Here is a 22,842-nt window from a genome sequence, read left to right as displayed (position 1 = left end):
TAGCGGGCGATTCCCGTTCATCACTCAAATTATTTTTGCAGCCATCACCCAATTGCCATGTCCGACGCCTCTTCCATCCCCACCGTGACGCCGCCCCGGACGCGCATCAGCATCCCGGAGTATGCGATGGCACTCGCCCACGTGGCGAGCCTGCGGTCTGAAGATCCGTACCGGAAGGTGGGAGCAGTGGCGTTTGACTTCGACAACCGGGTGATCGGCACCGCTTACAACGGGCTGGCACCGGGGTTCAATGCGGATCACGAATTCTGGCTGGATCGCGACATCCGGCGCAAGTTCATGTTGCACGCTGAGGTGAACCTCTGCGCCCTCTTCACCCGCGGCACCGTGAAGCTGGTGGCTTGCACCACCAAGCCCTGCACAAGCTGCGCCCAGATGCTCGCCGCTTACGGAGTAAAAGAGATCTACTATCGTGACGACTACCCGGAGTCCGAGGCAAATGCCATCTGCAAGCTATACGGCATCCAGATTGAGCAGCTCACGGACTATCCGGTCATCATCTCTCCGTTTGAGGAGCTGAAGCGATAGGCAGGGTTTGCCTGCTCAAACCCGCCACTTCAGCGTCTTGATCTCCCCGTGTTGGGGATGATTCGCATCCAGAGCGCGGAGTTCCAGTTGAATGGCGTCTGGCCGCAAGGTGGCGAGCACCCACCCGTTGGGGAACTCCTGCTTAAACACATAAGCCACCGGCGGAAGGTTGATGAAGTGCAGGCCCGTCTCGTCCTGTGTGATGCTCCATCGATGCGTGTGCCCGTAGATGCACGCTTTCACCTGCTTGCGAGGGCGCAGGACCTCCAACAAAGCGGCCGAATCCATGAGAGCATCGGTTTTGACCTCTTGAAGGAGGATGTTGTGGTGCACGACGATCACGGCGGGCTTGTCCGGTCGGGCGTCAAGCTCCTTGCCCAGCCAGGCAAGCTGTTCCGCCCCCAGCACCCCAGGGGTGGCATTCACTTTGTCCAGACTGTCGAGAAGGAACCAGTTGGCATGGGGAGTCTCTTGCACGGAGACGAAGCGGCTGGGTACCGCCGGGGAAGTGGGACGATCCAGCACCTCCGTGACGGCAACACGATCATCGTGATTGCCCATAAGCAGGTGCACCGGCAGCTTGGCCTCGACCAGCGGCTGAAGAAGCGGCTTCAACGTCTGGTAGTCGGCCTTCATTCCCTTGAGGTGAGCACAATCGCCACTCAAGATGAGCCCAGAAGGACGTTCAGTCCGGGAAAGGACTTCCGCCACGCAGGACCTCAGGTTGGCGGTCATGGTGACGCCACGAGAAACAGCCAGCGGATCCGCGTCGATGTGAGTGTCTGAGAACAGGGCCCAAACATCTCCCGCGCCGGCAGTTGATTGAGCGCCGAGAAAGCGGGAGGACCAGCCAAAGCACACGGCAGCGGCGGACTGGGCAAGAAAACGACGACGGGAAGTGGCAGGAGCGAGCGTGACCGGCATAGGGGCCTAAACGGCAGAGATTGGAATTTTTCAGTTCCCACTTTGGAGATTTCACCTCAAAGAGAGGCAGCGCCTCATCCCTAGGAGGCACCCGCGAGTTGCGGAGAAAGGGCCACGAGACAGCTTTCGAGCTCCGCCACATCCACAGGCTTCGTCAAGTGATAGGCAAATCCCGCCATCTGGCTGCGCTGGAGATCCTCCGCCATGCCATAGCCACTCAAGGCAATGCCTGCAACGGTTCGAGGTTTGGCAACCTCGACAAAAGGTTCCATCAGTTCCAGCCCCTGGCCATCGGGCAGGCCGATGTCGCTAATGAGCACGTCAAAGCGATCAGACCGCATGGCATCTGACGCGCCCGCCACGCTGGTGGCCAGAGTGACCTGATAGCCTCGCCGCAGGAGAAGGCGTTTCAAGCTGTTCGCTGTGTCCTCATGATCCTCCACGAGCAGCAGCCGCAAGGCGGGAGTCGTGTCCTGTAGTATATTCGGTGCCGCTGGTGCCTCAGGCACGCTGACCGCCCGGAGTGGCAGGGAGACAGTGAAGGCACTGCCCTGCTCCGCCCCACGACTCGCGGCCCGGATCGAGCCCCCATGCAACTCCACGAGCACCCGGCAGATTGCCAGCCCCAACCCAAGGCCCGTTGACCGGTCACCGTGCACCTGCTCGAAGGCATCAAAAATCTTTTCCAGCTTCCCGGGTTCTATCCCAATACCCGAGTCTTCGACCCTGATTGCCAACAGGCGCCCCGTCGGATCGTTCTCAGTGGAGATCCGAACCTCTCCGCCTCTTCCCGTGTACTTGATGGCGTTGCCCAGCAGGTTGTACACGATCTGCTGGATGCGCGAGCCATCCGCCACCACCTGGGCCTGCGTGGCACGAAGATCCGTCTGTACGATGATCTCCCGCGCGCGGGCCTCGGGTTCACACACCTGCACGGTTCGCCTCACCAGGTTGTGCACATCCACATTCTCGGGATGGAGTTGCAGCTTGCCGCTGCGGATGCGCGCCACATCCAGAAGGTCGTCGATAAGCCTGGCCTCCAGCTTCACATTCCGGCGAATGGTATCCAGCAACTCTTTCACGGAGGGGTTGCACTCATTCTCCTCTTCAATGAGGGTCACAGCGTGGATCACGGGGGAGAGAGGGGCCCGGAGTTCATGAGACAACATGGCAAGGAAGCGGTCCTTGGCCTGGTTCGCCGCCTCCGCCTCCGCCCGCGCGGCTTCCGCACGGATACGCTGGGCCCGGTCCTCCGCACTGCGTTCCAGCTCGGCATTTTTCACCGCCAGTTCCTGGTTCAAGCGGGCGAGCTCCGCAGACTTGCGGAAGAGCTCCACAAAGACGCTGATCTTCGAACGCAGGATCGTGGGATTGACCGGCTTCGTGATGTAGTCCACCGCGCCCGCGCCATAGCCCATGACCACATGTTCCTCTTCGAAGTAGTGCGCCGTGAGGAAGAGGATGGGAATATGCTGGGTCTTCTTGCGCTGCTTGATGAGCTGGGCCAGCTCGATGCCGCTCATATCAGGCATCTTCACATCCATGACGATGGCCGCGCACTCGTTCTCCACCAGGGCCAGAAGGGCCTGGTTGGCAGTGGTGGCTTTGAGCAGACGGTGTTCTGGCGAACTCAGAATGGTCTCCAGGACGACGAGGTTCCGCTCGTCGTCATCCACCAGGAGAATGTTGATGGGGTCGCCCATATTTGAAGGAGTCGATCAGTCAGGGGTGAAATCAGCGGTGCAACCAGACACGCAGGAGCGAGAGAAGCTGCTCCGTGTTCACCGGCTTCGCGATATAGTCACTGGCACCGGCCTCCAGACACTTCTCCCTGTCTCCTTTCATCGCCTTTGCTGTGAGGGCAATGATGGGCAGGGTGCGGAATTCAGGATTTTTACGGATCTCACGCATGGTCTGGTAGCCGTCCATCTCTGGCATCATGATGTCCATCAACACCATGGAAAGGTCCGGATTCTCTTCAATAAGCTTTACGGCCTGACGCCCATTCGTGACGCTCAAGACCTCCATGTCATGGTTTTCCAGGAGGATGGAGAGTGCAAAGATGTTGCGGGCATCATCGTCCACCACCAGCACTTTCCGACCGTGCAACACCTCATTGGACTCATGGAGGCTGCCAATCATCTTCTGCTTTGATTCCGGGAGGTCAGTCATCACACGATGGAGGAAAAGTGCCGTCTCATCCAGCAAACGCTCTGGCGACTGCACATCCTTCAACACCACGCTCTTGGCCACCTGACGCAGTTGTTTTTCCTCGTCCGGAGAGAGGTCCTTGCCGGTATACACCACGATGGGCACCTCCTGCAGAGTGGGCTCCTTCTGAATGGTCTCGAGCAGCTCGAATCCGCTCATGTCTGGCAGCCGGAGATCCAGCACCGCGCAGTCGAAGTGCTGGTCCAGCAGCAGTCCCAGGGCCTCCTTGCCCCGGCCCACGGTGACGATCTGAATGTCCTTGCCCCCGAGCAGCTCCTCGATGCTCTCGCGCTCTATGTCGTTGTCCTCCACTACGAGCAACCGCTTCATCCGGGGCTGGGAGAAGATCTTGATGCGGTCAAAGGCAATCTCAAGGTCATCCGTGGTGGCGGGCTTCACCATGTAGGAGAAGGCACCATGGGAGAGCCCGTGACGCCGTTCTTCATCCAATGAGATGATCTGGACTGGGATGTGCCGGGTGGTGGGATCAAGCTTGAGATTGTTCAGCACCGTCCACCCCAGCATGTCTGGAAGGAAGATGTCCAGCGTGATGGCGGTGACCTGGTACTGGCGGGCCAGAGCCAGAGCCTGCTGGCCACGAGTGGCCACCAACCCCTTGAAGCCTTTGTCCCGGGCCAGTCCCAACAGGACCCGTGCATAGTGTACATCGTCCTCGACAATGAGCAGGACGTTGTCCCCCGGCAGGACGAGGTCCCGATCATCCACGATCTGGTCTTCATCCTGCTGCACGCGGAGTGAGGATATACTCAGCGGACTGGTGGCACGCTTGATCATCTCCCGCCGGGACTCACCCTCACCGCGGCCCGCCGGACCGACATAGTCCAGAGGCAGATAAAGGGTGAAGGTGCTGCCCTCCCCCGCCACGCTGTGGAGGCGGATCTCCCCGCCCAGCAGGGTGGCGAGCTCACGGGAGATGGCCAGCCCCAGCCCGGTGCCGCCATACTTGCGGGAGGTGCCCGCGTCCGCCTGTTGGAAGGCCTCGAAAATGAGGCGCTGCTTCTCGGGCACGATGCCAATGCCCGTGTCCTGGATCGCGATGCTCATGACGCTCGGCACACGACTCAGCACCGGATGATCCGGACTCCACCCCTCCGAAGCGAGCCCAACCTTTAGATTCACACTCCCCTGGGCGGTGAACTTGAACGCATTGGAGAGCAGGTTCTTCACGATCTGCTGGAGACGTTTGGGGTCCGTGCTGAAGTGGCGGGGCAGCCCCGGATCAAAGTCCAGCTTGAAGGGCAGGTTTTTGTTCTCCGCGATGTGGCGGAAGTTGCGCTCCACGGAATCCCGAAGGGTGGCAAAGGTAATTTCCTCTGCATCCACCGAGACCGTTCCCGATTCGATCTTGGAGAGGTCCAGGATGTCGTTGATGAGGTTGAGCAGATCCGAGCCGGCGGAGTGGATGTTGCGGGCAAAATCCACCTGTCTGGTGCTGAGATTGCCGGCACTGTTCTCGGCAAGTTGCTGCCCCAGGATGAGAATCGAGTTGAGCGGGGTGCGCAACTCATGGGACATGTTGGCCAGGAATTCGGACTTGTACTTGGAAGTGAGGGCCAGCTCGGCGGCCTTGTCTTCCAAAGCACGTCGGGCCTGCTCGATCTCGCGGTTCTTGCGTTCCACCTCGGCATTCTGTTCCGCCAGCTCCTGGGCCTTCTGCTCCAGTTCTTCGTTCGTCTGCTGGAGTTCGTTCTGGCCAGACTGGAGTTCCGCAGTGAGCTGCTGACTCTGCTGGAGGAGACCCTCGGTACGCATGGTGGCCTCGATTGTGTTCAACACCACCCCGATGGACTGGGTGAGCTGTTCAAGGAAGTTCAGATGCGCTGCGGTGAAGCGGTGCAGAGACGCCAGTTCAATCACCGCCTTCGTTTCCCCTTCGAACAACACGGGCAGCACCACAATGTTGGCTGGAAGAGCTTGTCCGAGGCTGGAATGCACATTCGAATAATGCGCAGGCACGTCCGCGAGCAGGATGCGCTGCTGCTCCAGGGCGCACTGGCCCACCAGCCCCTCGCCCAGTTGGAGCCGCTCACTCTGTCCTTTGGGCGTGGCAAATCCTGCCAGCAGCCGGAGGGAGCGGTCCGCATCCCCAGCCATCTGGTAAATGGTCCCCTGGTGCGCGGAAACAAGTGGAGCGAGCTCAGAAAGCAACATCTGCCCCACGGTGAACAGATCCCGCTGGCCCTGGAGCATGCGGGTGAACTTGGCCACGTTGGTCTTCAGCCAGTCCTGCTCCTGGTTGCGCTCCGTGGTCTCGCGCAGGTTGTTGATCATCGTGTTGATGTTGTCCTTGAGCTGGGCCACCTCGCCGCGAGTCTCCACCTGGATGGAGCGGGTGAGGTCCCCCTTGGTCACGGCGGTCGCCACCTCGGCGATGGCGCGCACCTGGGTGGTCAAGTTCGCCGCCAGCAAGTTCACGTTACCGGTAAGATCCTTCCACGTCCCGGCGGCACCCGGCACGTTGGCCTGACCGCCCAACCGCCCTTCCACCCCCACCTCACGGGCCACGTTGGTCACCTGGTCGGCGAAGGTGGCCAGAGTGTCCGTCATGTTGTTGATGGTCTCCGCCAGTGCGGCCACTTCCCCCTTGGCCTGCACCGTCAGCTTCTGGCGCAGGTTGCCATCCGCCACTGCGGTCACCACTTTCACAATCCCGCGCACCTGGTCAGTCAGGTTTGCCGCCATCACGTTCACGGAGTCGGTCAAATCCTTCCACGTACCCGCCACACCCGGCACGCGGGCCTGACCGCCCAGTTTGCCCTCGGTACCCACTTCACGAGCCACGCGCGTCACTTCCGCAGCAAAGGCGTTGAGCTGGTCCACCATCGTGTTGATGGTGTTTTTGAGTTCGAGGATCTCACCCTTCACGTCCACCGTGATCTTGCGGGAAAGGTCGCCGCGCGCCACGGCTGTGGTCACTTCCGCAATGTTGCGCACCTGCGCCGTGAGGTTGCCGCCCATCGCGTTCACGGAGTCGGTCAGGTCCTTCCACGTCCCAGCCACGCCCGGCACCACGGCCTGCACGCCCAGCCGCCCTTCCGTCCCCACCTCACGCGCCACGCGTGTCACCTCCGAGGCGAAAGAGCGGAGCTGCTCTACCATGGTGTTGATCGTTTCCTTGAGCTGGAGGATTTCCCCGCGCACGTCCACCGTGATCTTGCGGGAAAGGTCACCGTTGGCCACCGCGATGGTCACCTCGGCAATGTTACGCACCTGGCCGGTCAAGTTGGAGGCCATGGAGTTCACGTTGTCCGTAAGATCCTTCCATGTCCCTGCCACCCCGGGCACCTCGGCCTGGCCGCCCAGCTTCCCTTCCGTGCCCACTTCACGGGCCACACGCGTCACTTCAGAGGCGAACGCACTCAACTGATCCACCATGGTGTTCATGGTTTCCTTGAGTTGGAGGATCTCCCCTTGCACGTCCACCGTGATCTTGCTGGAAAGGTCGCCTTTCGCGATGGCCGTGGCCACGTCCGCGATGTTGCGCACCTGCGCGGTGAGGTTGGACGCCATCGAGTTCACGTTGTCCGTGAGATCCTTCCACGTCCCTGCCACCCCGGGCACCTGCGCCTGGCCGCCCAGCTTCCCTTCCGTGCCCACCTCACGGGCCACACGGCTCACTTCCGCGGCGAAGGCGTTGAGCTGGTCCACCATCGTGTTGATGGTTTCCTTGAGTTCGAGGATTTCACCTCGCACGTCCACCGTGATCTTCTTGGAAAGGTCCCCGTTGGCCACGGCGATGGTCACCTCGGCAATGTTGCGCACCTGGGCCGTCAGGTTGGAGGCCATGGAGTTCACGTTGTCCGTGAGATCCTTCCACGTCCCTGCCACCCCGGGCACCTGCGCCTGGCCGCCCAGCTTCCCTTCCGTGCCCACCTCACGCGCCACGCGGCTCACCTCAGAGGCGAAGGCATTGAGCTGGTCCACCATCGTGTTGATGGTGTCCTTGAGTTCGAGGATCTCCCCCTTCACGTCCACCGTGATCTTCCGGGAAAGGTCTCCGCGCGCCACGGCGGTAGTCACTCCGGCAATGTTACGCACCTGGGCCGTCAGGTTGTTGGCCATGGAGTTCACGTTGTCCGTAAGATCCTTCCACGTCCCGGCCACCCCCTGCACATCTGCCTGGCCGCCCAGCTTGCCTTCCGTGCCCACCTCACGGGCCACACGCGTCACTTCAGAGGCGAACCCGTTGAGCTGGTCCACCATCGTGTTCATGGTCTCCTTCAGTTCCAGGATCTCCCCTTTCACGTCCACCGTGATCTTGCGGGAAAGGTCCCCACGGGCGATGGCGGTGGCCACGTCCGCGATGTTGCGAACCTGCGCCGTGAGGTTGGACGCCATGGAGTTCACGTTGTCCGTAAGATCCTTCCACGTCCCTGCCACCCCACGCGCCTGGGCCTGACCGCCCAGCTTGCCTTCCGTACCCACCTCACGCGCCACGCGCGTCACTTCTGAAGCGAAACCGTTGAGCTGGTCCACCATCGTGTTGATGGTGTTCTTGAGTTCGAGAATCTCCCCTTTCACGTCCACCGTGATCTTCTTGGAAAGGTCTCCGTTGGCCACGGCCGTGGCCACATCGGCAATGTTTCGAACCTGGGCCGTGAGGTTGGACGCCATGGAGTTTACATTGTCCGTGAGATCCTTCCACGTGCCCGCCACGCCACCCACTTCCGCCTGGCCGCCCAGTTCCCCTTCCGTGCCCACTTCACGGGCCACGCGGCTCACCTCAGAGGCGAAGGAGTTCAAGCGGTCCACCATGGTGTTGATGGTGTTCTTGAGTTCGAGGATCTCACCCTTCACGTCCACCGTGATCTTGCGCGAAAGATCGCCGAAAGCGATGGCCGTGGCCACGTCGGCAATGTTGCGCACCTGCGCCGTCAGGTTGTTGGCCATGAAGTTCACGTTGTCCGTGAGATCCTTCCACGTGCCCGCCACCCCGCTCACCTCCGCCTGACCGCCCAGCTTGCCCTCGGTACCCACCTCACGGGCCACTCGCGTCACTTCCGCGGCAAAGGCGTTGAGCTGATCCACCATCGTGTTGATGGTTTCCTTGAGTTCCAGAATCTCCCCCTTCACGTCCACCGTGATCTTGCGCGAAAGGTCCCCACGGGCCACAGCCGTGGTCACGGCGGCAATGTTGCGGACCTGCGCCGTGAGATTGGACGCCATTGCGTTCACAGAGTCAGTAAGATCCTTCCACGTGCCCGCCACACCCGGCACCACCGCCTGACCACCCAGACGGCCCTCGGTGCCCACTTCACGAGCCACGCGCGTCACTTCAGAGGCGAAGGAGCGAAGCTGCTCCACCATGGTGTTAATCCCCTCCTTGAGCTGAAGAATTTCCCCACGGACGTCCACGGTAATTTTCTTAGAGAGGTCCCCGTTGGCCACAGCCAGGGTCACGTCCACAATGTTTCGCACCTGCGCGGTCAGGTTGCCCGCCATCTGGTTCACACTTTCCGTGAGGTCTCGCCAAACCCCGGACACCCCCTTCACCTGAGCCTGCCCTCCCAATTTACCCTCAGTACCCACCTCACGGGCCACTCGCGTCACTTCTGAAGTGAAGACCGAGAGCTGGTCGATCATGCGGTTCACGAGCTGGGCAGAGTGCAGGAACTCGCCCTCAAGTTCCCGACCATCTGCCTCCAGGGCCATGGACTGGCTTAGGTCCCCTTTGGCCACGGCACCAATGGTGCGGGTCACCTCCGTAGTGGGACGCACGAGGTCATCCATCAGGTCATTGAGAGCATCCACCTCCTCTGCCCACTCCCCGATCAGCCCGGGCACGCGCAGACGCTGGTTGAGCTTGCCCTCCTTCCCCACCACCCGGCGAATGCGGGCAGTTTCCTTGACCCGCCGCTGGTTGATTCCCAAAATCTCATTGAACGCATCCGCCAGCTTCCCCTGGATGCCCGTCCACCCTGAGGGCAGCCGTTTGGAGAAGTCTCCGCTGCGCAAGGCAAGCATGGAGTTCAGGATTTCGATGAGGTACTCATCTCCGTGGCTGGAGACTCCAACGGGCTCGGTTGAGGCAGCGGACTTCATGGGCACACTTGCGGCAGCGGATGAGGGGAAAAAGACGAAGAAGCGAGACGCGGGGATACGGAATCGCGCGACGGCTGGCCGCCGCGCTGGTGGGTCAGGGCAAAGCTTTACCTCAATACGACCGCCGTCGCCCAACACTTTAATTTGCAAGACAGACAAAATAAACCCATCCAGTGCGAGACCGGGCTGCGAACACTGGGTCCAATCACCCCTGCTATTCCGAGCCTCAGAACTGTTCACCCACCCCAATCCCACCCGTACACCCGACAGCTTTTCACGTGGCAGAAGGAGCACTCACAGACCGCATCCGAAACTTCGTGGAGCACTATGTATTTGCCGTGGAGCATTTGGAGGTGATGTTGCTGCTAGAAGCGGCACCCGACACGGCTTTCACAGCGGATGAGGTATACAGCAAGATTCTGAGCTCCCGCGGTTCCATCACCGCCTGGCTCGAGACGGCGGTGGAGCATGGCCTGGCATTAAAAAAGGCATCACCTAGCCAGGGATCGACGACCTACCAGTTTGCCCCCCGCACACCGGAACTGGGGGAATACATGCAGGAGCTGGCCCAGGTCTATCGGGCCTACCCGGTACGCGTGATTGAGGTGATCTACCACCCCGGAAGACGCCAGCAGAGCCAGCAGGACCCCGCCCGATCTTTCGCCAACGCTTTCAAATTTCGCCACTATCCTTGAACCGCCATGGTGGAGACCGTTTACATCCTCTGCTCACTGGCCGCCTTTGTTTGCGCCATTCTCCTCTTCCGCGGCTATCGGAAGACCCGCCTTCCCCTGCTGATGTGGAGCGCGCTCTGCTTCACCCTGCTGGCCGCCAGCAATGTGGTGCTGATCTTTGACATGATCGTGTACCCCTCCGGCGATCTCTCCCTGCAGCGAAACCTTCTCACCGGTGCCTCCATGGCCGTGCAGCTTTACGGCCTGATCTTCAACTCTCACACCTCTTAGTCGCCCTTCGCAATCCGCCCACCTGACCATGTCCGGAGCTTTTCTTTCAGGAATGATTGCGGCCGCCAGCCTGACCATCGCGGCATTCTTCTGGCGTTTCTGGCAACGCACTCGAGACCGGCTCTTTCTGTACTTCTGCACCGCCTTCGTGCTCATGATGATGGAGCGCATCATGCGCACCCTGCTGAATTTGGACAACGAGATGGCCCCGCTGGTGTACGCCGTGAGACTTGCCTCCTATCTGGTCATCATCGCCGGCATCATCGACAAGAACCGGCGCTTGAGGTGAGGGGAGCTCGCGGATGCTTCACGGCACTAATTGACTCCTCCCTCGACCGACCGACGGCCTCACGTTGGCACGGAACCTCAGGGCCTCGGAGACAGACGAAGCAAGGCATAGTCCGGAACGAGATCCTGACCAGGATATTTGATCTCGTCTCCCAAGTCCACCGTGGAGAGAGATTCCCCTGCCTGCCCCACGAATTTCTCGCGAATGGATGCCACTTTACCAGACCAAGGTCCGGACAAGATCATGACACGTTCTCCCAGCCGGTACGGTCCGCCATTGCATTGTTCACAAGCCCGCATCACCCACCGTCCCATAAACGCCACCGCTAAGACATAGCCCACCGGCCAAATGGCAAGCAGGCAGATCAAAAGCAGAACGACTGCGCTCCAGTCTGAATGCAAAAGATCGATCACCCCGTGCCCAGCAAGCCAAATCATGAGCGGCGCCCAAGTGATCAACGCCCCCAATATCCAGACAACAATTACCGGCTCTGCGCAGAATCGATGAAAGCAGTAACGAATACGTCGCATGTTCATAGAAATGGGGCGCAGATGGAACGCCACTGGGATGCTTCAAAAGGTCTTGGAGCCATTTCTTGCTCGCCCCACTTGTCGGGCAACAAGAAAGGTTGAGCCCGAAAAAACTCCCGCCAAAGCAAGTACCGCCATTGCATTCCACAGCTTCGCCTGCATCGGATGTTCAGTAAGCCCGCCTCGCCCATCACACGGGCAGTTTTCGATCAACCAAGGGTAGGGAAAACCATAGGCCTTTGTGGTGCAGTACTCAAAGTAGTCATTCCGGGCATTGCGCTGGGAGTACACCAGCAACGACCCAGCAAGCAAAGAGGTAAGCAAAATGCCGAGCGTCGCGGATTTCATGTATAAGAGCCATCTATTGGCCAGTGATCGTCAAAACTCTCTTTCACGCACTTCGATTCAACTCATTTTCTCGAATCAAGTTTGCACCAAAAAGCTGGACTCACGATCGGTTGCAAGATGCCCACCGGATGGTGCTGGCAGCGCTATCTGGTAGCGCATCTCTTCCAACTGAGTCCCATTCATAACCTCGTGCTTCACGGCACCATCGTGTTCAAAGCCGATCGCCTCATAGAAACGACGCCCCAGCTGGTTTCCGGACAACACCCAGAGCGTCACCCTTACATAGCTGCGCTCTGCGGCTGAGTGAAGGGCCGTCGTGCACAGTTTGCGCCCCACCCCTTTTCTCCATGTTGCAGGATTCACGTAGATGGCGGCAATCTCTGCCGTGCCCGTGGTGCCAGGATCACGCGTTGGGATGAGATGGCAAAAGCCCGCAACTCCGCCCTCAAGAACCGCGACATAGAGATCCCCCTTCGCACCGAGGGAGAATCGTTCCCAGAAAGGAACACGACTGGCAACATCGAGTCCGTCGAGGAGCACGTCGGGAACAATCCCACGATACGCCGCCCGCCAGCCTGCGACTTGGATTTCGGCGATGCTTGTCGCATCGGATGAGTTTGCCCGTCGGATCTCGATCATGACATCTGGTGGGGGACGGCCAGCACACCCGTCAAAACCATACATAGAATGCTCTCAGGTTTCATTGGGCGGGCGGGGCAGCAGGGGGTTGGCTCGATTCAAAACTCCTATAACACTACCCTCAACTCAAGGCCAATCCCTCCAGGACCAGCCGCAACTGATGGTGTGAGGAGACTTGCCCAACCACCGCGAGGTTGAGCTAGCCGCCGAGACCCCAACCCCAAGCCGAAGTTCATCCCAGAATGGGGCGTAGCACAGCCCCATGCTATCCCGGCGCTCAGCCGGAATTTATTCCACACGCCTACGCACCAATGCCCCGTCCGCTCTTCTCGATGTCCCCCTTGAATCTGTATGCCTCTCCAAAATCAAAGCGTCCCGCACGCCGTTTCTCTGCGTAAGACTCTACAAATTGAGCGCCTTGTGCGCTCACAACTTGTATACCGGGCACTCTGCTGCCACCCGGCAGGAGAACCCTGTCATCATTATTCCAGGCTATTGCTGACCCTCAACAAATCTGCAATGCTTATGCAATAAAAAGGGAGGCACAGTCCGGCATGGACTGCAAAGCCGTCCTTTTACCAAGTAGCAACATCATGAAAACGCTTCCTCTTGCAGCGCTTGCGCTGGGGCTCACGGCCCCGTTCGCCCTTTCCGCAGAAGTCCAACCGGCGCAACCCGGCGGCAAACTTCCCGGGAATCCTGCCATCCAGCTGGTCAAAGTTGCTGACGGACTGGTGGATCCGGTCCATGTGGCGTCCCCCAAGGACGGCACCGGCCGCCTCTTCGTGTGTGAGCGTCATGGCATCATCCGCATCGTCAACAAAGACGGCAAGCTGCTCGAGAAGCCTTTCCTGGACATTCGGGACAAGACCATCAGCTCCTTCCTGGAAGTTGGTCTGTACGCCATCGAGTTTCACCCCAAGTTCAAAGAGAACGGCATCTTCTACATCTCGTATGCGGACCTCTGGTTCAACAGCTCCACGCTGATCACGCAGTACAAGGTCTCTGCCAAGAATCCGGACCGGGCCGACCTGGATAGCGCGAAGGTCATCATGCAGATTGACTTCCCCTATCCCAACCACCACGGCGGTAAGATTGCCTTCGGACCGGATGGCTACCTGTACGTCGGCGTGGGCGATGGCGGATGGGAAGGCGACGTCTTGGATGCCGGCCAGGACAAGAGCACACTGCATGGCAAGATGTTGCGGATTGATCTGGCGAACACCTCACCTGATCGCGCCTACTCAATCCCGAAGGACAACCCCTTCCTGACTCCGCTGCAGCAGATGACTCTGTTTGGCATCTCAGAAAAGCAGTTTTCCCAGATCAAACCAAAAGCCCGCCCGGAGATCTGGGCCTACGGTTTGCGCAACCCGTGGACGTTTTCCTTCGACCGTGAAACAGGCGACCTCTACATCGCCGATGTCGGTCAGAACCATTGGGAAGAAATCAATTTCCAGCCCGCCACGAGCAAGGGCGGTGAAAACTACGGCTGGAGCTTCATGGGCGGCAGTCACACCTTCCCCATTGAAGATGAAGCGACCAACCCGCGCGTGGGCATCCTGCCCGTGGCGGAGTACAGCCATGTGGACCAGGGCATCTGCGTCACCGGCATCGGCGTGTATCGCGGCAAGAAGTATCCCAGCCTGAATGGCATCTACTTTGTCTCTGACTGGGGCAGTGGAAAAATCTGGGGCATGAAACGGGATGCCGCCAACAAGTGGCAAATGCAGGAACTGCTGGACCTGGACACGCCCCTGCGCCCAACCAGCGGTGGGGAAGATGAAGAGGGAAATCTCTACATCACCCACGCCACCGCCAACTACGGCGGCCCGGTCGACCCCACCGTGAGCGAGCGCGGAGCCTTGTGGAAAGTCGTGGCGGCTGATGCCGTGCCCGATGGAGCCAGCCTGGCCCCGCTGCAGAAGAAATAAGGAACCCAGGAGATCCTTGTTCAACCCTTTGGTCCTCGCCGTAGCGTGCCCGACCCGGCACGTCATGCGGCGGAGGCCGCTCCTTCCCCATTTATGAAAACCAGCCTTGCCGTGCTTTTTCACGGTTTACTCCTCGTACCCATGGCCCTTGTCCACGGCCAGACTCCGGCTCCAGCAGGCCATGACCACCACGCACCCGCTACCGGGGGCGGACGAAAGATCGAGTTGATCAAAGACATCACCGCCGACGACTTTCTGCGGCTGGGCAAGGAGCCCAAGACTGTGGAGGTCACGCTGGTGGCCGTGTACAACGACGACAACTACGGCATGAACTTCAACGGCTATGCCAAAGGGGCAGCCGTGTACACCATCCCCAAAGGCTGGAAGGTCCATGTCACCTTCATCAACCCCAGCCCGGTCCCTCACAGTGTGATCGTGGTGGAGAAAGATGACGTTCGGAAACTCCAGGTGGCGGAGCCCTACTTCAAAGGCGCCGGCATTGAAAAACATCTTCAGGGCATCGCCTTTGACAAGCGCACCTTTGAGTTCACGCCAGATGAGTCCGGTGAATACGCATTCGCCTGTGGCTTTCCCGGTCACACGATGAACGGCCACTGGCTCACTCTCCTGGTCTCTGACACCGCAGAAAAGCCCACACTCAAGCTGGGTGATGAGCCGGCCAAAGACGCCAGCTCCTCCAAGTAATCCCGCACGCAATTCCGCGATTCTGAGGCACTCTCTATTTCCATGAACTTTCTCAGCCGCGAAAGCACTGTCGCCCCGCCCGGCTATTCCCGCTGGATGGTGCCGCCTGCCGCCATTGCCGTGCACATGTGCATCGGCCAGGTGTATGGATTCAGCGTCTTCAATGTGCCGTTGACCAAGTTGCTTGGGGGCGATGCTTCGGTGGCTGGGGACTGGACCATCCCCCAGGTGGGCTGGGCCTACCAGATCGCCCTGATTATGCTGGGTCTATCCGCAGCGGTCTTTGGCAAGTGGGTAGAGCGGAACGGTCCCCGCATGACGATGGTGGCCAGCGCAGCCTGTTTCTGTGGCGGTCTCCTGCTGGCAGCGCTGGGCGTGAAGCTGCACTTGCTCTGGCTCGTGCTTTTCGGCTACGGGTTTGTGGGCGGCATCGGTATGGGCCTGGGCTACATCGGCCCCGTGTCCACCTTGGTGAAGTGGTTCCCCGACCGCCCTGGCATGGCCACGGGCATGGCTATCATGGGCTTCGGCGGCGGAGCTCTTGTGGGCTCACCGCTGGCCACGGAACTCATGACCCACTTCCGCCCCGTGAGCAGCCAGGGTGTGGCTCCCACCTTCCTCACCATGGCAGCGATCTACGCGGTCTTCATGAGCTTCGGAGCCTGGCTGGTGAAGGTGCCCGCCGCGAACTGGAAGCCTGAAGGCTATGTGCCTCCAGTCAAGGCGCAGACCCTCGTCACCACTGCCAGCGTGGGGGTGGATCAAGCCTGGAAGACTCCCCAATTCTGGCTGCTGTGGATGGTACTGTGCCTGAACGTCAGTGCAGGCATCGGCATCCTGGGACAGGCTTCGCTCATGTTTCAGGACATGTTTGGCGTCTCCGTCGCAGTGGGAGCCGGCTTCGTAGGCGTGCTGTCCCTCTTCAACATGGGTGGGCGTTTCATCTGGTCCTCCGTCTCCGACCTCACTGGACGCAAGGTGGTATATTGCATCTACTTCCTATTGGGTGCCGCCCTCTATGCCTCGCTCGCATTCGTCCAGAACACCGGGCAGAAGATGGTATTTGTCGCCGTGACTGCGGTGATTATTTCCATGTACGGAGGCGGCTTCGCCACCATCCCGGCTTATCTTCGAGATCTCTTCGGCACCGCTCAGGTGGGAGCCATTCATGGGCGACTCATCACCGCATGGTCCGCCGCCGCCGTCATCGGGCCCACGCTGATCAATTACATCTCCACCGCCAACAAGAAGGCGGGCATGCCAGCGGCAGAGGCCTACAACAGCACGCTTTACCTCATGACCGGATTGCTTCTGCTCGGCTGCGTCTGCAATCTGCTGGTGCGCCCGGTCGATCCCAAACATCATCAACCCACTCCCCCAGAAAAATGAAACCCTCCCAGATAAAGGTCATCATCGTCTGGCTGATCGTAGCCATTCCGCTGGGCTGGGGCGTGCTGAAGTCCGTGCAGAAGGCCAGCCCTTTGTTTACGGCCGGACAAGGGGCCGCTGCCAAATAGACGAATGGGTCAGTGGATCAATCCACGGGACAAACGCGACGTCCAGAGCATCCAGAGCGTCGCACCAAGCGCCACTCCCAGCAGCATTAGGATGAAGGATGCCCAAGTTTTGTGCCGCCAGTATGCAATCAGCCCACCTGTCGAGAGAATCGGCGCCGCTAAGGTGGCCCCGAACACGAGACAATGCCACGCCTTGTTGAAGTTGAAATTGCCAAACATCAGCAAGGCCATCAACAGGTAGAAGTAACTCAACAGCTGAGCTGGACACGAAAGCAGCAGAGCCACAAGCCTGAGCGCCAGATGGTTGGGCTTCATTGGGGGGAGATGGCAGTGGAAGGCAGATGTTGCCAAGGCAAGTCCGAATCGCACATGGTGAGACATCCCCACGATTTCACGACCCTGATTCAAGCATGGGGGGATCAAGCCTGCAATCGTGAAGGCGTCACCACATTGAGAACCCAGCACCTAGATTCTCACGGCTGCTTGTGCTGCAACACTGGCTTGAAATAGCCTTCAATCTTGTGGCTCTTGCTGGCACCAGTCACCGTGTCAATCTCATCAAAGGTGACCGAAATCCAACCATACAACCTCGTCCCACCAGTGAAACCGGATGACTTCAGCTTGAGCTCCTTCTTGGTAATTTTCGACCTCAGCGGGTTGGTTGGGCCGGGGTAGGTGGCCGAGAACGAGCATTTGAAGTTCCGCTTCGAGTCCAGTTCAACCGTCAGACTGCTCGCGTAGGCTGGCATGCCTCCGGCGAATATCAGCACCGCACCGTCCGTCGTTGCTGTCGCCTCACAGAACTCCATCGAATGCTCCCCCTGATGGGTGGAGACAAGATTCGCCGTGTGCTCCAGATTAAGCAAGTCTTCGGCATCAATCACGCCATCCGAGGTATCCTCCAGATTGCCCTCCTCATTTTCCACGATCCACCAATGATAGGAGGACTGGCTCTGATGGTAGAAGGTCGAGTCCAGCTTGGGGGTCACCGTGACCTTGGCGACGAGGGAGTCTTCGCAAGTAACAGGAGGTGCGCTGACCGGCTGTGCGAGAGCCACGCCAGCAAGCGCAATCAGCACAAGGTTTGCCAGACAATTGGTGGGAAACATGTTCTGAAAAGCGTGAAAGCTTACTCCAACTTGTCGCCAAAAAGTGATTCACGCAATTCAACTCCTACCACCGCCCTACTGATTTACTGAATCACCGAATTACCGGACCACCGCCCTATCTTCCCGGCGCATACCGATTCAGCTTACGTTGCAATGATCTGCGATGCACCCCCAGAATAGTGGCAGCCTTGGTGATGTTGCCTTCGCAGTCATGGAGCACGCGCTGGATGTGCTCCCACTCCACGAGATCCAAGGAAGGCACCGTAGCCGGAGCGGCCTCCGCATTGGCGGGGAGGCCCTCGATGGCGGCCACAACCTGATCTGCGTTGACGGGTTTGGTGAGGTAATCCGCCGCCCCCACTCTCACGGCCTCCAGGGCGGTGGCGATGCTGCCATACCCGGTCAGCACCAGCAGGCGGGCCCGCGGGGCGATCTGATGAAGGGCCTTCACCGTTTCAATGCCGGACATGCCAGGCATGCGCAGATCCACCACGGCGACATCCGGGGCCTGCTGCCGGGCCATCGTGACCGCTTCCTCCCCGGTGGGAGCCATCTGGCAGGCATATCCCCGACGCAAGAGCGCGCGGGAGAGCTGCTCGCGGAACGTCTCGTCGTCATCCACCAGAAGAAGGTTTTTCATCGCGAGGGTCATTCAACGAGTTCCGGGATCAAGATCAAGACCTTATGCGCACCGATCTCACGGGGCCCCGTCCGGCAGCGCATTCGCGGCAAAATGCCGCAGCACGACCCTATCGAAACTTTCAAAATCCAAGCTTCAAACTCCAAATTCTCAGCCTCTCTCGCCCACCGGGAGGACCAGAACGAATCGCTCCCCTCCTCCGTCAGCCGGGGTCGCAGTGAGATTACCCCCCATCTGATGAGCCAGCAGGCGAACGAGGTGCAGACCCAGTCCCATCCCCTGACCGGGTGACTTCGTGGTGACAAAGGGCTCCCCCAGATGGTGCCGCATACCCGCGGGCAATCCTGGGCCATGATCGCGCACCTCGAACCGAATGCGCCCTGCTTCGGTGGTGGCGGAGATGTCAACAATCGCGGGAACGGGCGCTGCCTGCAGGGCATTGCGCACCAGATTGGCCAGCGCTTCGCGGACAGCGTCCTTGGGCAAGAGGACAGTCTGCTTGGGGGCCCAGTGAAACCTCACGCGCTTCCGATCATCTGTCCCCAACGAAGCCGCAAGCGAGGCTTCAAGTTCCTCCAAGGTGAAGGACTCGCGTGCCCCAGAGGTGTCCGGCGGCCGCAGGCGCTCCAGAATGGCGCGACAGCGCTCCACCTCCTGTCGGATCGTGCGAGACATCTGGACCAGATCGGCGTCCTCCGCCCCCGTCGCCTCCAGTTCCAACTCCAGTTCCCGACTTACCAGCGCGATGGTAGAGAGCGGGGTGCCCATTTCGTGCGCCGCACCGGCAGCCAGCGTAGCCACAGCGTGGAATCGACGCTCCTCCTCCAGCCGGAGATGGGTGCGGCGGCGCTCGTCCGTCTCTGCCTGTAGCTGCCGCAGCAACCGTTGCACAAAGTGGATGAGCGTCCCGCTGACCAGAACAAATGACGTGATGCGCCCCACCCCCAGCACCTGCCCGGGCAGCGGCCCACCCTGCACCGTGCGCAGCGGGTGATGATGCGTGAAAAGGAACATCATGCACATCAGTCCGAGCCCGAGAAGCAACCACGCCGCCACCCGCCCGAGCGTCACGGCGGCCAGCACGGCATTCACCAGGAGGAAGAGGGCAAAGGGATTCTGGGTGCCCCCGGTCCAGTAGAGCAGCCCGGCCAGCAGCAGGGTATCCCACACCATGACGTGGGGCACCGCCGCATTGATCAGCCCACTGCCCGCCCGGCGCAGGGCCATGAGCAGCCCGTTGGTGAGCACCGTCACGGCCGGGAAAACGAGGACCGCCCCCCAAGGAATGGCCACATCAAACTGGCTCCGCGCTACGAACAGGGCCCCCAACTGCCCCAGCACGGCCACCCAACGCAGACGCACCAAGGCATCGGCCGAGAAAGAGGAGGGGGCAGGGGTCATACTGGACGCCGAAGTTCCCGGCCCAGCCAATAAACCCGGCGAATGCCGACCCGCAATAATATGAATTGGCCCTTCGGCGAAGTTCGGCAAGAGTACGTGGCCTCAATCCTATTCCCGTTCACACGATCTATGCCCACCAGCCCGCTCCTCGACTACATCGCCCAGACGCCCGCCGACCAGCTCGACAACGCCACGGTGGCCTACCTGGCCAATCTCACAGAAACCGCCAAGGTGGCCCCGGGTCTCGCTGGCTCGATCGTCCAGGAGCTGGCCGACCAGCGCAGCCACTTGAAGCTGATCGCCAGTGAGAACTACTGCTCCCTGGCCACCCAGCTGACCATGGGCAACCTGCTCACGGACAAGTACGCCGAAGGTTTCGTGTTCTCCCGCTTCTACGCCGGCTGTGACAACGTGGACCAGATCGAAGACTACGCGTGCCAGCAGGCGAAGCAGCTGTTTGGCGTGGAGCACGCCTATGTGCAGCCCCACAGCGGTGCCGATGCCAATATGGTCGCCTACTGGGCCATCCTGAGCGCACGCGTGGTCACCCCGAAGCTGGCCGAGATGGGCGAGCCCAACCCGAGCAAGCTGAGCGTGGAAGACTGGAACAAGGTCCGCGCCGTCACCGGCAACCAGAAGCTTCTGGGCCTGGACTACTACTCCGGCGGCCACCTCACCCACGGCTACCGCCACAACCTCTCTGCGCAGATGTTTGAGGCCCACTCCTACGCCGTGGACAAGGCCACCGGCCTCCTGGACTACGACGCGATCGAGAAGCAGGCGGAGGAGATCAAGCCCCTCATCCTGCTCACTGGCTACAGCGCCTATCCGCGCAAGATCAACTTCCGCCGCATGCGTGAGATCGCCGACAAGGTCGGTGCCGTCTTCATGGTGGACATGGCCCACTTCGCCGGCCTCGTGGCAGGTGGCGTGTTCAGCGGCGACTTCAACCCCGCCCCGTTCGCCCATGTGCTGACCACCACCACGCACAAAACCCTGCGCGGCCCCCGCGGCGGCATGGTGATGTGCACCAAGGAATTCGCCGAGTACGTGGACAAGGGCTGCCCTCTCGTGCTGGGCGGTCCCCTGCCCCACGTCATGGCTGCCAAGGGCGTGGCCTTTACCGAGGCCAACCAGCCGGAGTTCAAGGTGTACGCCGCCAAGATCGTGGAGAACTCCCAGGCCCTTGCTGAGGCCCTGGTCGCGGAAGGCTTGACCATCCCCACCGGCGGCACAGACAACCACCTGCTGCTCATCGACGTTCGCGCCTTGGGCCTTACCGGCCGCCAGGCAGAGACGGCCGTGCGCCGTTGTGGTATTACCCTGAACCGCAACTCCCTCCCCTTCGACCCCAACGGTCCCTGGTACACCAGCGGCCTGCGTGTGGGCACCCCGGCCATCACCACCCTGGGCATGGGCCCGGCCGAGATGAAGGAGATCGCCGCCGTGCTGAAGCTCATCCTCAGCAACACGGAGCCCGATATCGTGAAGGCCGAGGGCAAGCCCGACACCCGCAGCAAGGCCAAGTTCACCATCAAGCCCGAGGCTGAGAAGGAAGCCCAGGACCGCATCCACGCCCTGCTTTCCCGCTTCCCCGTGTATCCGAACCTCGACCTGGCCCTGCTGCAGAAGCACTTCGCTCCCACAGCAGCCTAGTCCAGACGACCTCCCTTGCGTGGATCTGCAGTTTACAGATCGTGAAAAGCTCCGGCCGCCCATCGAGGGCGGCCGGGTGCTTTTGCATTCCTGCTGCGCCCCCTGCTCCGGCGAGGTCATGGAGGCCATCGCCGCCTCCGGCATTGAGTTTGCCATCTATTTCTACAATCCCAACATCCATCCTCGAGAGGAGTATGAACTGCGCAAACAGGAGAACATCCGGTTCGCGGAGAAACACTCCATCCCGTTTGTGGATGCGGACTACGACAAGGACAACTGGTTCCAGCGTGTAAAGGGCCTGGAGTGGGAGCCTGAGCGCGGAGCCCGCTGCACCGCGTGCTTTGACATGCGGTTTGAGCGCACCGCGCTCTATGCTCACGAGCACGGCTATCCGGTGATCACAAGCTGCCTAGGCATCTCCCGCTGGAAGAACCTGGCCCAGATCAACGACTGCGGCGTCCGCGCCTCCGCCCGCTACCCAGGAATGAAATACTGGGAGATCAACTGGCGCAAGAAAGGCGGCTCCAGCCGCATGCTGGAGATCTCCAAGGAAGAACGCTTCTACCAGCAGGAATACTGCGGCTGCATCTACTCCCTGCGAGATACGAACAAACATCGCCTGGCCCAAGGCAGGTTGAAGATCGTGTTGGGCGAGAAGTACTACGGCCCCGAAAGCACGGGAGAGTAGAGTTGGGAATGCGGAATGGCGAAGGCGGAATGTTTTGAGGTGGGCGAACACCGCAGGAATCGTTGAATGTGACGGAGCATCCGCCTTGCTCACGTGTCCTTGGCCGGTAACGTGAAGCTCCTGTCTCGAAGGGACACTGGACCATATCCGGTGGTGCCAACCACCGGATACTTGCACGAATAGCATTTGCGTCCCGGAGGAACGCCGGACCTCACGATCGCTGGCAGGATTCCCGCAATCGTTTCGCGCCCCATTTCGACGTCCCTCCGGGATGCCAAATCGCCACATCAGTCCGCAGCCATCCCCTCATGGGTAAGTAGAAGTCTGGAGGTTTGATTCCGCTGCGCCTCGCGGTCATGAAACACCCTTTGGGCACTTGGCAGCACACCACGGGGAAAGATCGCAGACCGGGGAAGCTAGTGCCTGCCAAGGAACCTCAGGGAGTGCTGACGTGGAGGTGTTGATGGCGGTGGGGGGAAAGCGGATGGCGTCGGCTTTCCCCACCCGACCATTCTCTGAGCAAGGTACCCAACGTTGACTCGCTTAACCGACTATGATCGGAACAGTGTGACAGGAAAATTGGATGCCGGAGGCATTCCAGCGCTTAGCCGGGGGTTGAGCGTAGCGATACCCCCGGAAAGCAACAACCTCGCGTTCACCCCGGAGGGGTGACAGCC

The 22,842-nt window shown here is 60.3% G+C and carries 20 protein-coding genes; 10 read left to right on the top strand and 10 right to left on the bottom strand.

The window, feature by feature from the left end; all coding sequences use genetic code 11:
• Positions 1-57 precede the first annotated feature (57 nt).
• The gene (locus BV034_RS09600; protein WP_050026434.1) at positions 58-546 is read left to right on the top strand and encodes a deoxycytidylate deaminase; all 489 of its coding nucleotides are present in this window, start codon (positions 58-60) and stop codon (positions 544-546) included.
• A 15-nt stretch (positions 547-561) separates the two neighbouring features.
• Here the strand turns inward: BV034_RS09600 and BV034_RS09595 are convergent, their stop codons facing one another.
• The 3 genes from BV034_RS09595 to BV034_RS09585 all read right to left on the bottom strand — a co-directional run bounded on the left by BV034_RS09595 (position 562) and on the right by BV034_RS09585 (position 9,744).
• On the bottom strand, positions 562-1,470 hold the full coding sequence (locus tag BV034_RS09595) for a metallophosphoesterase (RefSeq protein ID WP_050026432.1): 909 nt from the start codon (positions 1,468-1,470) through the stop codon (positions 562-564).
• An 80-nt stretch (positions 1,471-1,550) separates the two neighbouring features.
• Positions 1,551-3,173, bottom strand: coding sequence for a response regulator (locus tag BV034_RS09590; protein ID WP_050026431.1), 1,623 nt, complete (start codon positions 3,171-3,173; stop codon positions 1,551-1,553).
• Positions 3,174-3,204: 31 nt separating this feature from the next.
• Positions 3,205-9,744 (bottom strand): HAMP domain-containing protein, encoded by a 6,540-nt coding sequence (locus tag BV034_RS09585; protein ID WP_050026430.1) that lies wholly within the window; start codon positions 9,742-9,744, stop codon positions 3,205-3,207.
• Positions 9,745-10,022: 278 nt separating this feature from the next.
• On the opposite strand from BV034_RS09585, the gene BV034_RS09580 reads away from it, so the two are divergent.
• From BV034_RS09580 to BV034_RS09570, 3 genes are read left to right on the top strand one after another with little or no spacing between them, the layout of a single operon-like run.
• The gene (locus BV034_RS09580; RefSeq protein WP_050026428.1) at positions 10,023-10,439 is read left to right on the top strand and encodes a hypothetical protein; all 417 of its coding nucleotides are present in this window, start codon (positions 10,023-10,025) and stop codon (positions 10,437-10,439) included.
• Positions 10,440-10,445: 6 nt separating this feature from the next.
• Positions 10,446-10,709 (top strand): DUF5985 family protein, encoded by a 264-nt coding sequence (locus BV034_RS09575; RefSeq protein WP_050026422.1) that lies wholly within the window; start codon positions 10,446-10,448, stop codon positions 10,707-10,709.
• Positions 10,710-10,737: 28 nt separating this feature from the next.
• Positions 10,738-10,998 carry a DUF5985 family protein gene (locus tag BV034_RS09570; protein ID WP_050026421.1) on the top strand — a complete coding sequence of 87 codons (261 nt, stop codon included), beginning with the start codon at positions 10,738-10,740 and terminating at the stop codon, positions 10,996-10,998.
• A gap of 77 nt (positions 10,999-11,075) precedes the next feature.
• Here BV034_RS09570 and BV034_RS09565 read toward each other — a convergent pair whose 3' ends face one another.
• From BV034_RS09565 to BV034_RS09555, 3 genes are all read right to left on the bottom strand, one after another.
• On the bottom strand, positions 11,076-11,528 hold the full coding sequence (locus BV034_RS09565; protein WP_265592811.1) for a hypothetical protein: 453 nt from the start codon (positions 11,526-11,528) through the stop codon (positions 11,076-11,078).
• Between the two features lie 42 nt (positions 11,529-11,570).
• On the bottom strand, positions 11,571-11,876 hold the full coding sequence (locus BV034_RS09560; protein ID WP_050026418.1) for a hypothetical protein: 306 nt from the start codon (positions 11,874-11,876) through the stop codon (positions 11,571-11,573).
• Between the two features lie 75 nt (positions 11,877-11,951).
• Positions 11,952-12,515: a GNAT family N-acetyltransferase gene (locus BV034_RS09555; RefSeq protein WP_050026417.1), complete on the bottom strand. Its 564-nt coding sequence runs from the start codon at positions 12,513-12,515 to the stop codon at positions 11,952-11,954.
• Positions 12,516-13,108: 593 nt separating this feature from the next.
• Between BV034_RS09555 and BV034_RS09550 the strand changes: the two genes are divergently transcribed.
• The 4 genes from BV034_RS09550 to BV034_RS35885 all read left to right on the top strand — a co-directional run bounded on the left by BV034_RS09550 (position 13,109) and on the right by BV034_RS35885 (position 16,671).
• Positions 13,109-14,449 carry a PQQ-dependent sugar dehydrogenase gene (locus BV034_RS09550; RefSeq protein ID WP_050026416.1) on the top strand — a complete coding sequence of 447 codons (1,341 nt, stop codon included), beginning with the start codon at positions 13,109-13,111 and terminating at the stop codon, positions 14,447-14,449.
• 93 nt (positions 14,450-14,542) lie between these two features.
• Complete coding sequence (locus tag BV034_RS09545) at positions 14,543-15,154, top strand: sulfocyanin-like copper-binding protein (protein WP_081887694.1); 612 nt, start codon at positions 14,543-14,545, stop codon at positions 15,152-15,154.
• Between the two features lie 42 nt (positions 15,155-15,196).
• Positions 15,197-16,543, top strand: a complete 1,347-nt coding sequence (locus BV034_RS09540) for an OFA family MFS transporter (RefSeq protein WP_050026414.1) — start codon at positions 15,197-15,199, stop codon at positions 16,541-16,543.
• Positions 16,540-16,671 (top strand): hypothetical protein, encoded by a 132-nt coding sequence (locus BV034_RS35885; protein WP_265592810.1) that lies wholly within the window; start codon positions 16,540-16,542, stop codon positions 16,669-16,671. Before BV034_RS09540 ends, BV034_RS35885 begins: the two co-directional genes overlap by 4 nt.
• 9 nt (positions 16,672-16,680) lie before the next feature.
• On the opposite strand, the gene BV034_RS09535 is transcribed toward BV034_RS35885, so the two are convergent.
• The 4 genes from BV034_RS09535 to BV034_RS09520 form a co-directional block, all read right to left on the bottom strand.
• Complete coding sequence (locus tag BV034_RS09535) at positions 16,681-16,986, bottom strand: hypothetical protein (protein WP_050026412.1); 306 nt, start codon at positions 16,984-16,986, stop codon at positions 16,681-16,683.
• Positions 16,987-17,144: 158 nt separating this feature from the next.
• On the bottom strand, positions 17,145-17,780 hold the full coding sequence (locus BV034_RS09530) for a hypothetical protein (RefSeq protein WP_050026410.1): 636 nt from the start codon (positions 17,778-17,780) through the stop codon (positions 17,145-17,147).
• 115 nt (positions 17,781-17,895) lie between these two features.
• The gene (locus tag BV034_RS09525) at positions 17,896-18,420 is read right to left on the bottom strand and encodes a response regulator (protein WP_081887699.1); all 525 of its coding nucleotides are present in this window, start codon (positions 18,418-18,420) and stop codon (positions 17,896-17,898) included.
• Positions 18,421-18,570: 150 nt separating this feature from the next.
• Positions 18,571-19,821 carry an ATP-binding protein gene (locus BV034_RS09520; RefSeq protein WP_050026406.1) on the bottom strand — a complete coding sequence of 417 codons (1,251 nt, stop codon included), beginning with the start codon at positions 19,819-19,821 and terminating at the stop codon, positions 18,571-18,573.
• 129 nt (positions 19,822-19,950) lie between these two features.
• On the opposite strand from BV034_RS09520, the gene BV034_RS09515 reads away from it, so the two are divergent.
• Both BV034_RS09515 and BV034_RS09510 read left to right on the top strand, forming a co-directional pair.
• Positions 19,951-21,477: a glycine hydroxymethyltransferase gene (locus tag BV034_RS09515; protein ID WP_050026404.1), complete on the top strand. Its 1,527-nt coding sequence runs from the start codon at positions 19,951-19,953 to the stop codon at positions 21,475-21,477.
• 19 nt (positions 21,478-21,496) lie between these two features.
• Positions 21,497-22,165, top strand: a complete 669-nt coding sequence (locus BV034_RS09510) for an epoxyqueuosine reductase QueH (RefSeq protein WP_050026402.1) — start codon at positions 21,497-21,499, stop codon at positions 22,163-22,165.
• The last annotated feature ends 677 nt before the right edge of the window (positions 22,166-22,842 follow it).

The sequence above is a fragment of the Verrucomicrobium sp. BvORR034 genome, assembly GCF_000739635.1.
Classification (GTDB): domain Bacteria; phylum Verrucomicrobiota; class Verrucomicrobiia; order Verrucomicrobiales; family Verrucomicrobiaceae; genus Verrucomicrobium.
The sequence above is the reverse complement of the archived record's forward strand: the minus strand, read 5'-3'. Positions and strand labels throughout refer to the sequence as shown.

Excerpts from the sequence above, each read along its gene's own strand:
- BV034_RS09595 (WP_050026432.1), bottom strand. The coding sequence starts at position 1,470 with ATGCCGGTCACGCTCGCTCCTGCCACTTCCCGTCGTCGTTTTCTTGCC.
- BV034_RS09555 (WP_050026417.1), bottom strand. The coding sequence starts at position 12,515 with ATGATCGAGATCCGACGGGCAAACTCATCCGATGCGACAAGCATCGCC.
- BV034_RS09560 (WP_050026418.1), bottom strand. The coding sequence starts at position 11,876 with ATGAAATCCGCGACGCTCGGCATTTTGCTTACCTCTTTGCTTGCTGGG.
- BV034_RS09550 (WP_050026416.1), top strand. The coding sequence starts at position 13,109 with ATGAAAACGCTTCCTCTTGCAGCGCTTGCGCTGGGGCTCACGGCCCCG.
- BV034_RS09545 (WP_081887694.1), top strand. The coding sequence starts at position 14,543 with ATGAAAACCAGCCTTGCCGTGCTTTTTCACGGTTTACTCCTCGTACCC.
- BV034_RS35885 (WP_265592810.1), top strand. The coding sequence starts at position 16,540 with ATGAAACCCTCCCAGATAAAGGTCATCATCGTCTGGCTGATCGTAGCC.
- BV034_RS09575 (WP_050026422.1), top strand. The coding sequence starts at position 10,446 with ATGGTGGAGACCGTTTACATCCTCTGCTCACTGGCCGCCTTTGTTTGC.
- BV034_RS09540 (WP_050026414.1), top strand. The coding sequence starts at position 15,197 with ATGAACTTTCTCAGCCGCGAAAGCACTGTCGCCCCGCCCGGCTATTCC.
- BV034_RS09600 (WP_050026434.1), top strand. The coding sequence starts at position 58 with ATGTCCGACGCCTCTTCCATCCCCACCGTGACGCCGCCCCGGACGCGC.
- BV034_RS09535 (WP_050026412.1), bottom strand. The coding sequence starts at position 16,986 with ATGAAGCCCAACCATCTGGCGCTCAGGCTTGTGGCTCTGCTGCTTTCG.
- BV034_RS09570 (WP_050026421.1), top strand. The coding sequence starts at position 10,738 with ATGTCCGGAGCTTTTCTTTCAGGAATGATTGCGGCCGCCAGCCTGACC.
- BV034_RS09520 (WP_050026406.1), bottom strand. The coding sequence starts at position 19,821 with ATGACCCCTGCCCCCTCCTCTTTCTCGGCCGATGCCTTGGTGCGTCTG.
- BV034_RS09585 (WP_050026430.1), bottom strand. The coding sequence starts at position 9,744 with ATGAAGTCCGCTGCCTCAACCGAGCCCGTTGGAGTCTCCAGCCACGGA.
- BV034_RS09530 (WP_050026410.1), bottom strand. The coding sequence starts at position 17,780 with ATGTTTCCCACCAATTGTCTGGCAAACCTTGTGCTGATTGCGCTTGCT.
- BV034_RS09525 (WP_081887699.1), bottom strand. The coding sequence starts at position 18,420 with ATGAAAAACCTTCTTCTGGTGGATGACGACGAGACGTTCCGCGAGCAG.
- BV034_RS09515 (WP_050026404.1), top strand. The coding sequence starts at position 19,951 with ATGCCCACCAGCCCGCTCCTCGACTACATCGCCCAGACGCCCGCCGAC.
- BV034_RS09590 (WP_050026431.1), bottom strand. The coding sequence starts at position 3,173 with ATGGGCGACCCCATCAACATTCTCCTGGTGGATGACGACGAGCGGAAC.
- BV034_RS09565 (WP_265592811.1), bottom strand. The coding sequence starts at position 11,528 with ATGCGACGTATTCGTTACTGCTTTCATCGATTCTGCGCAGAGCCGGTA.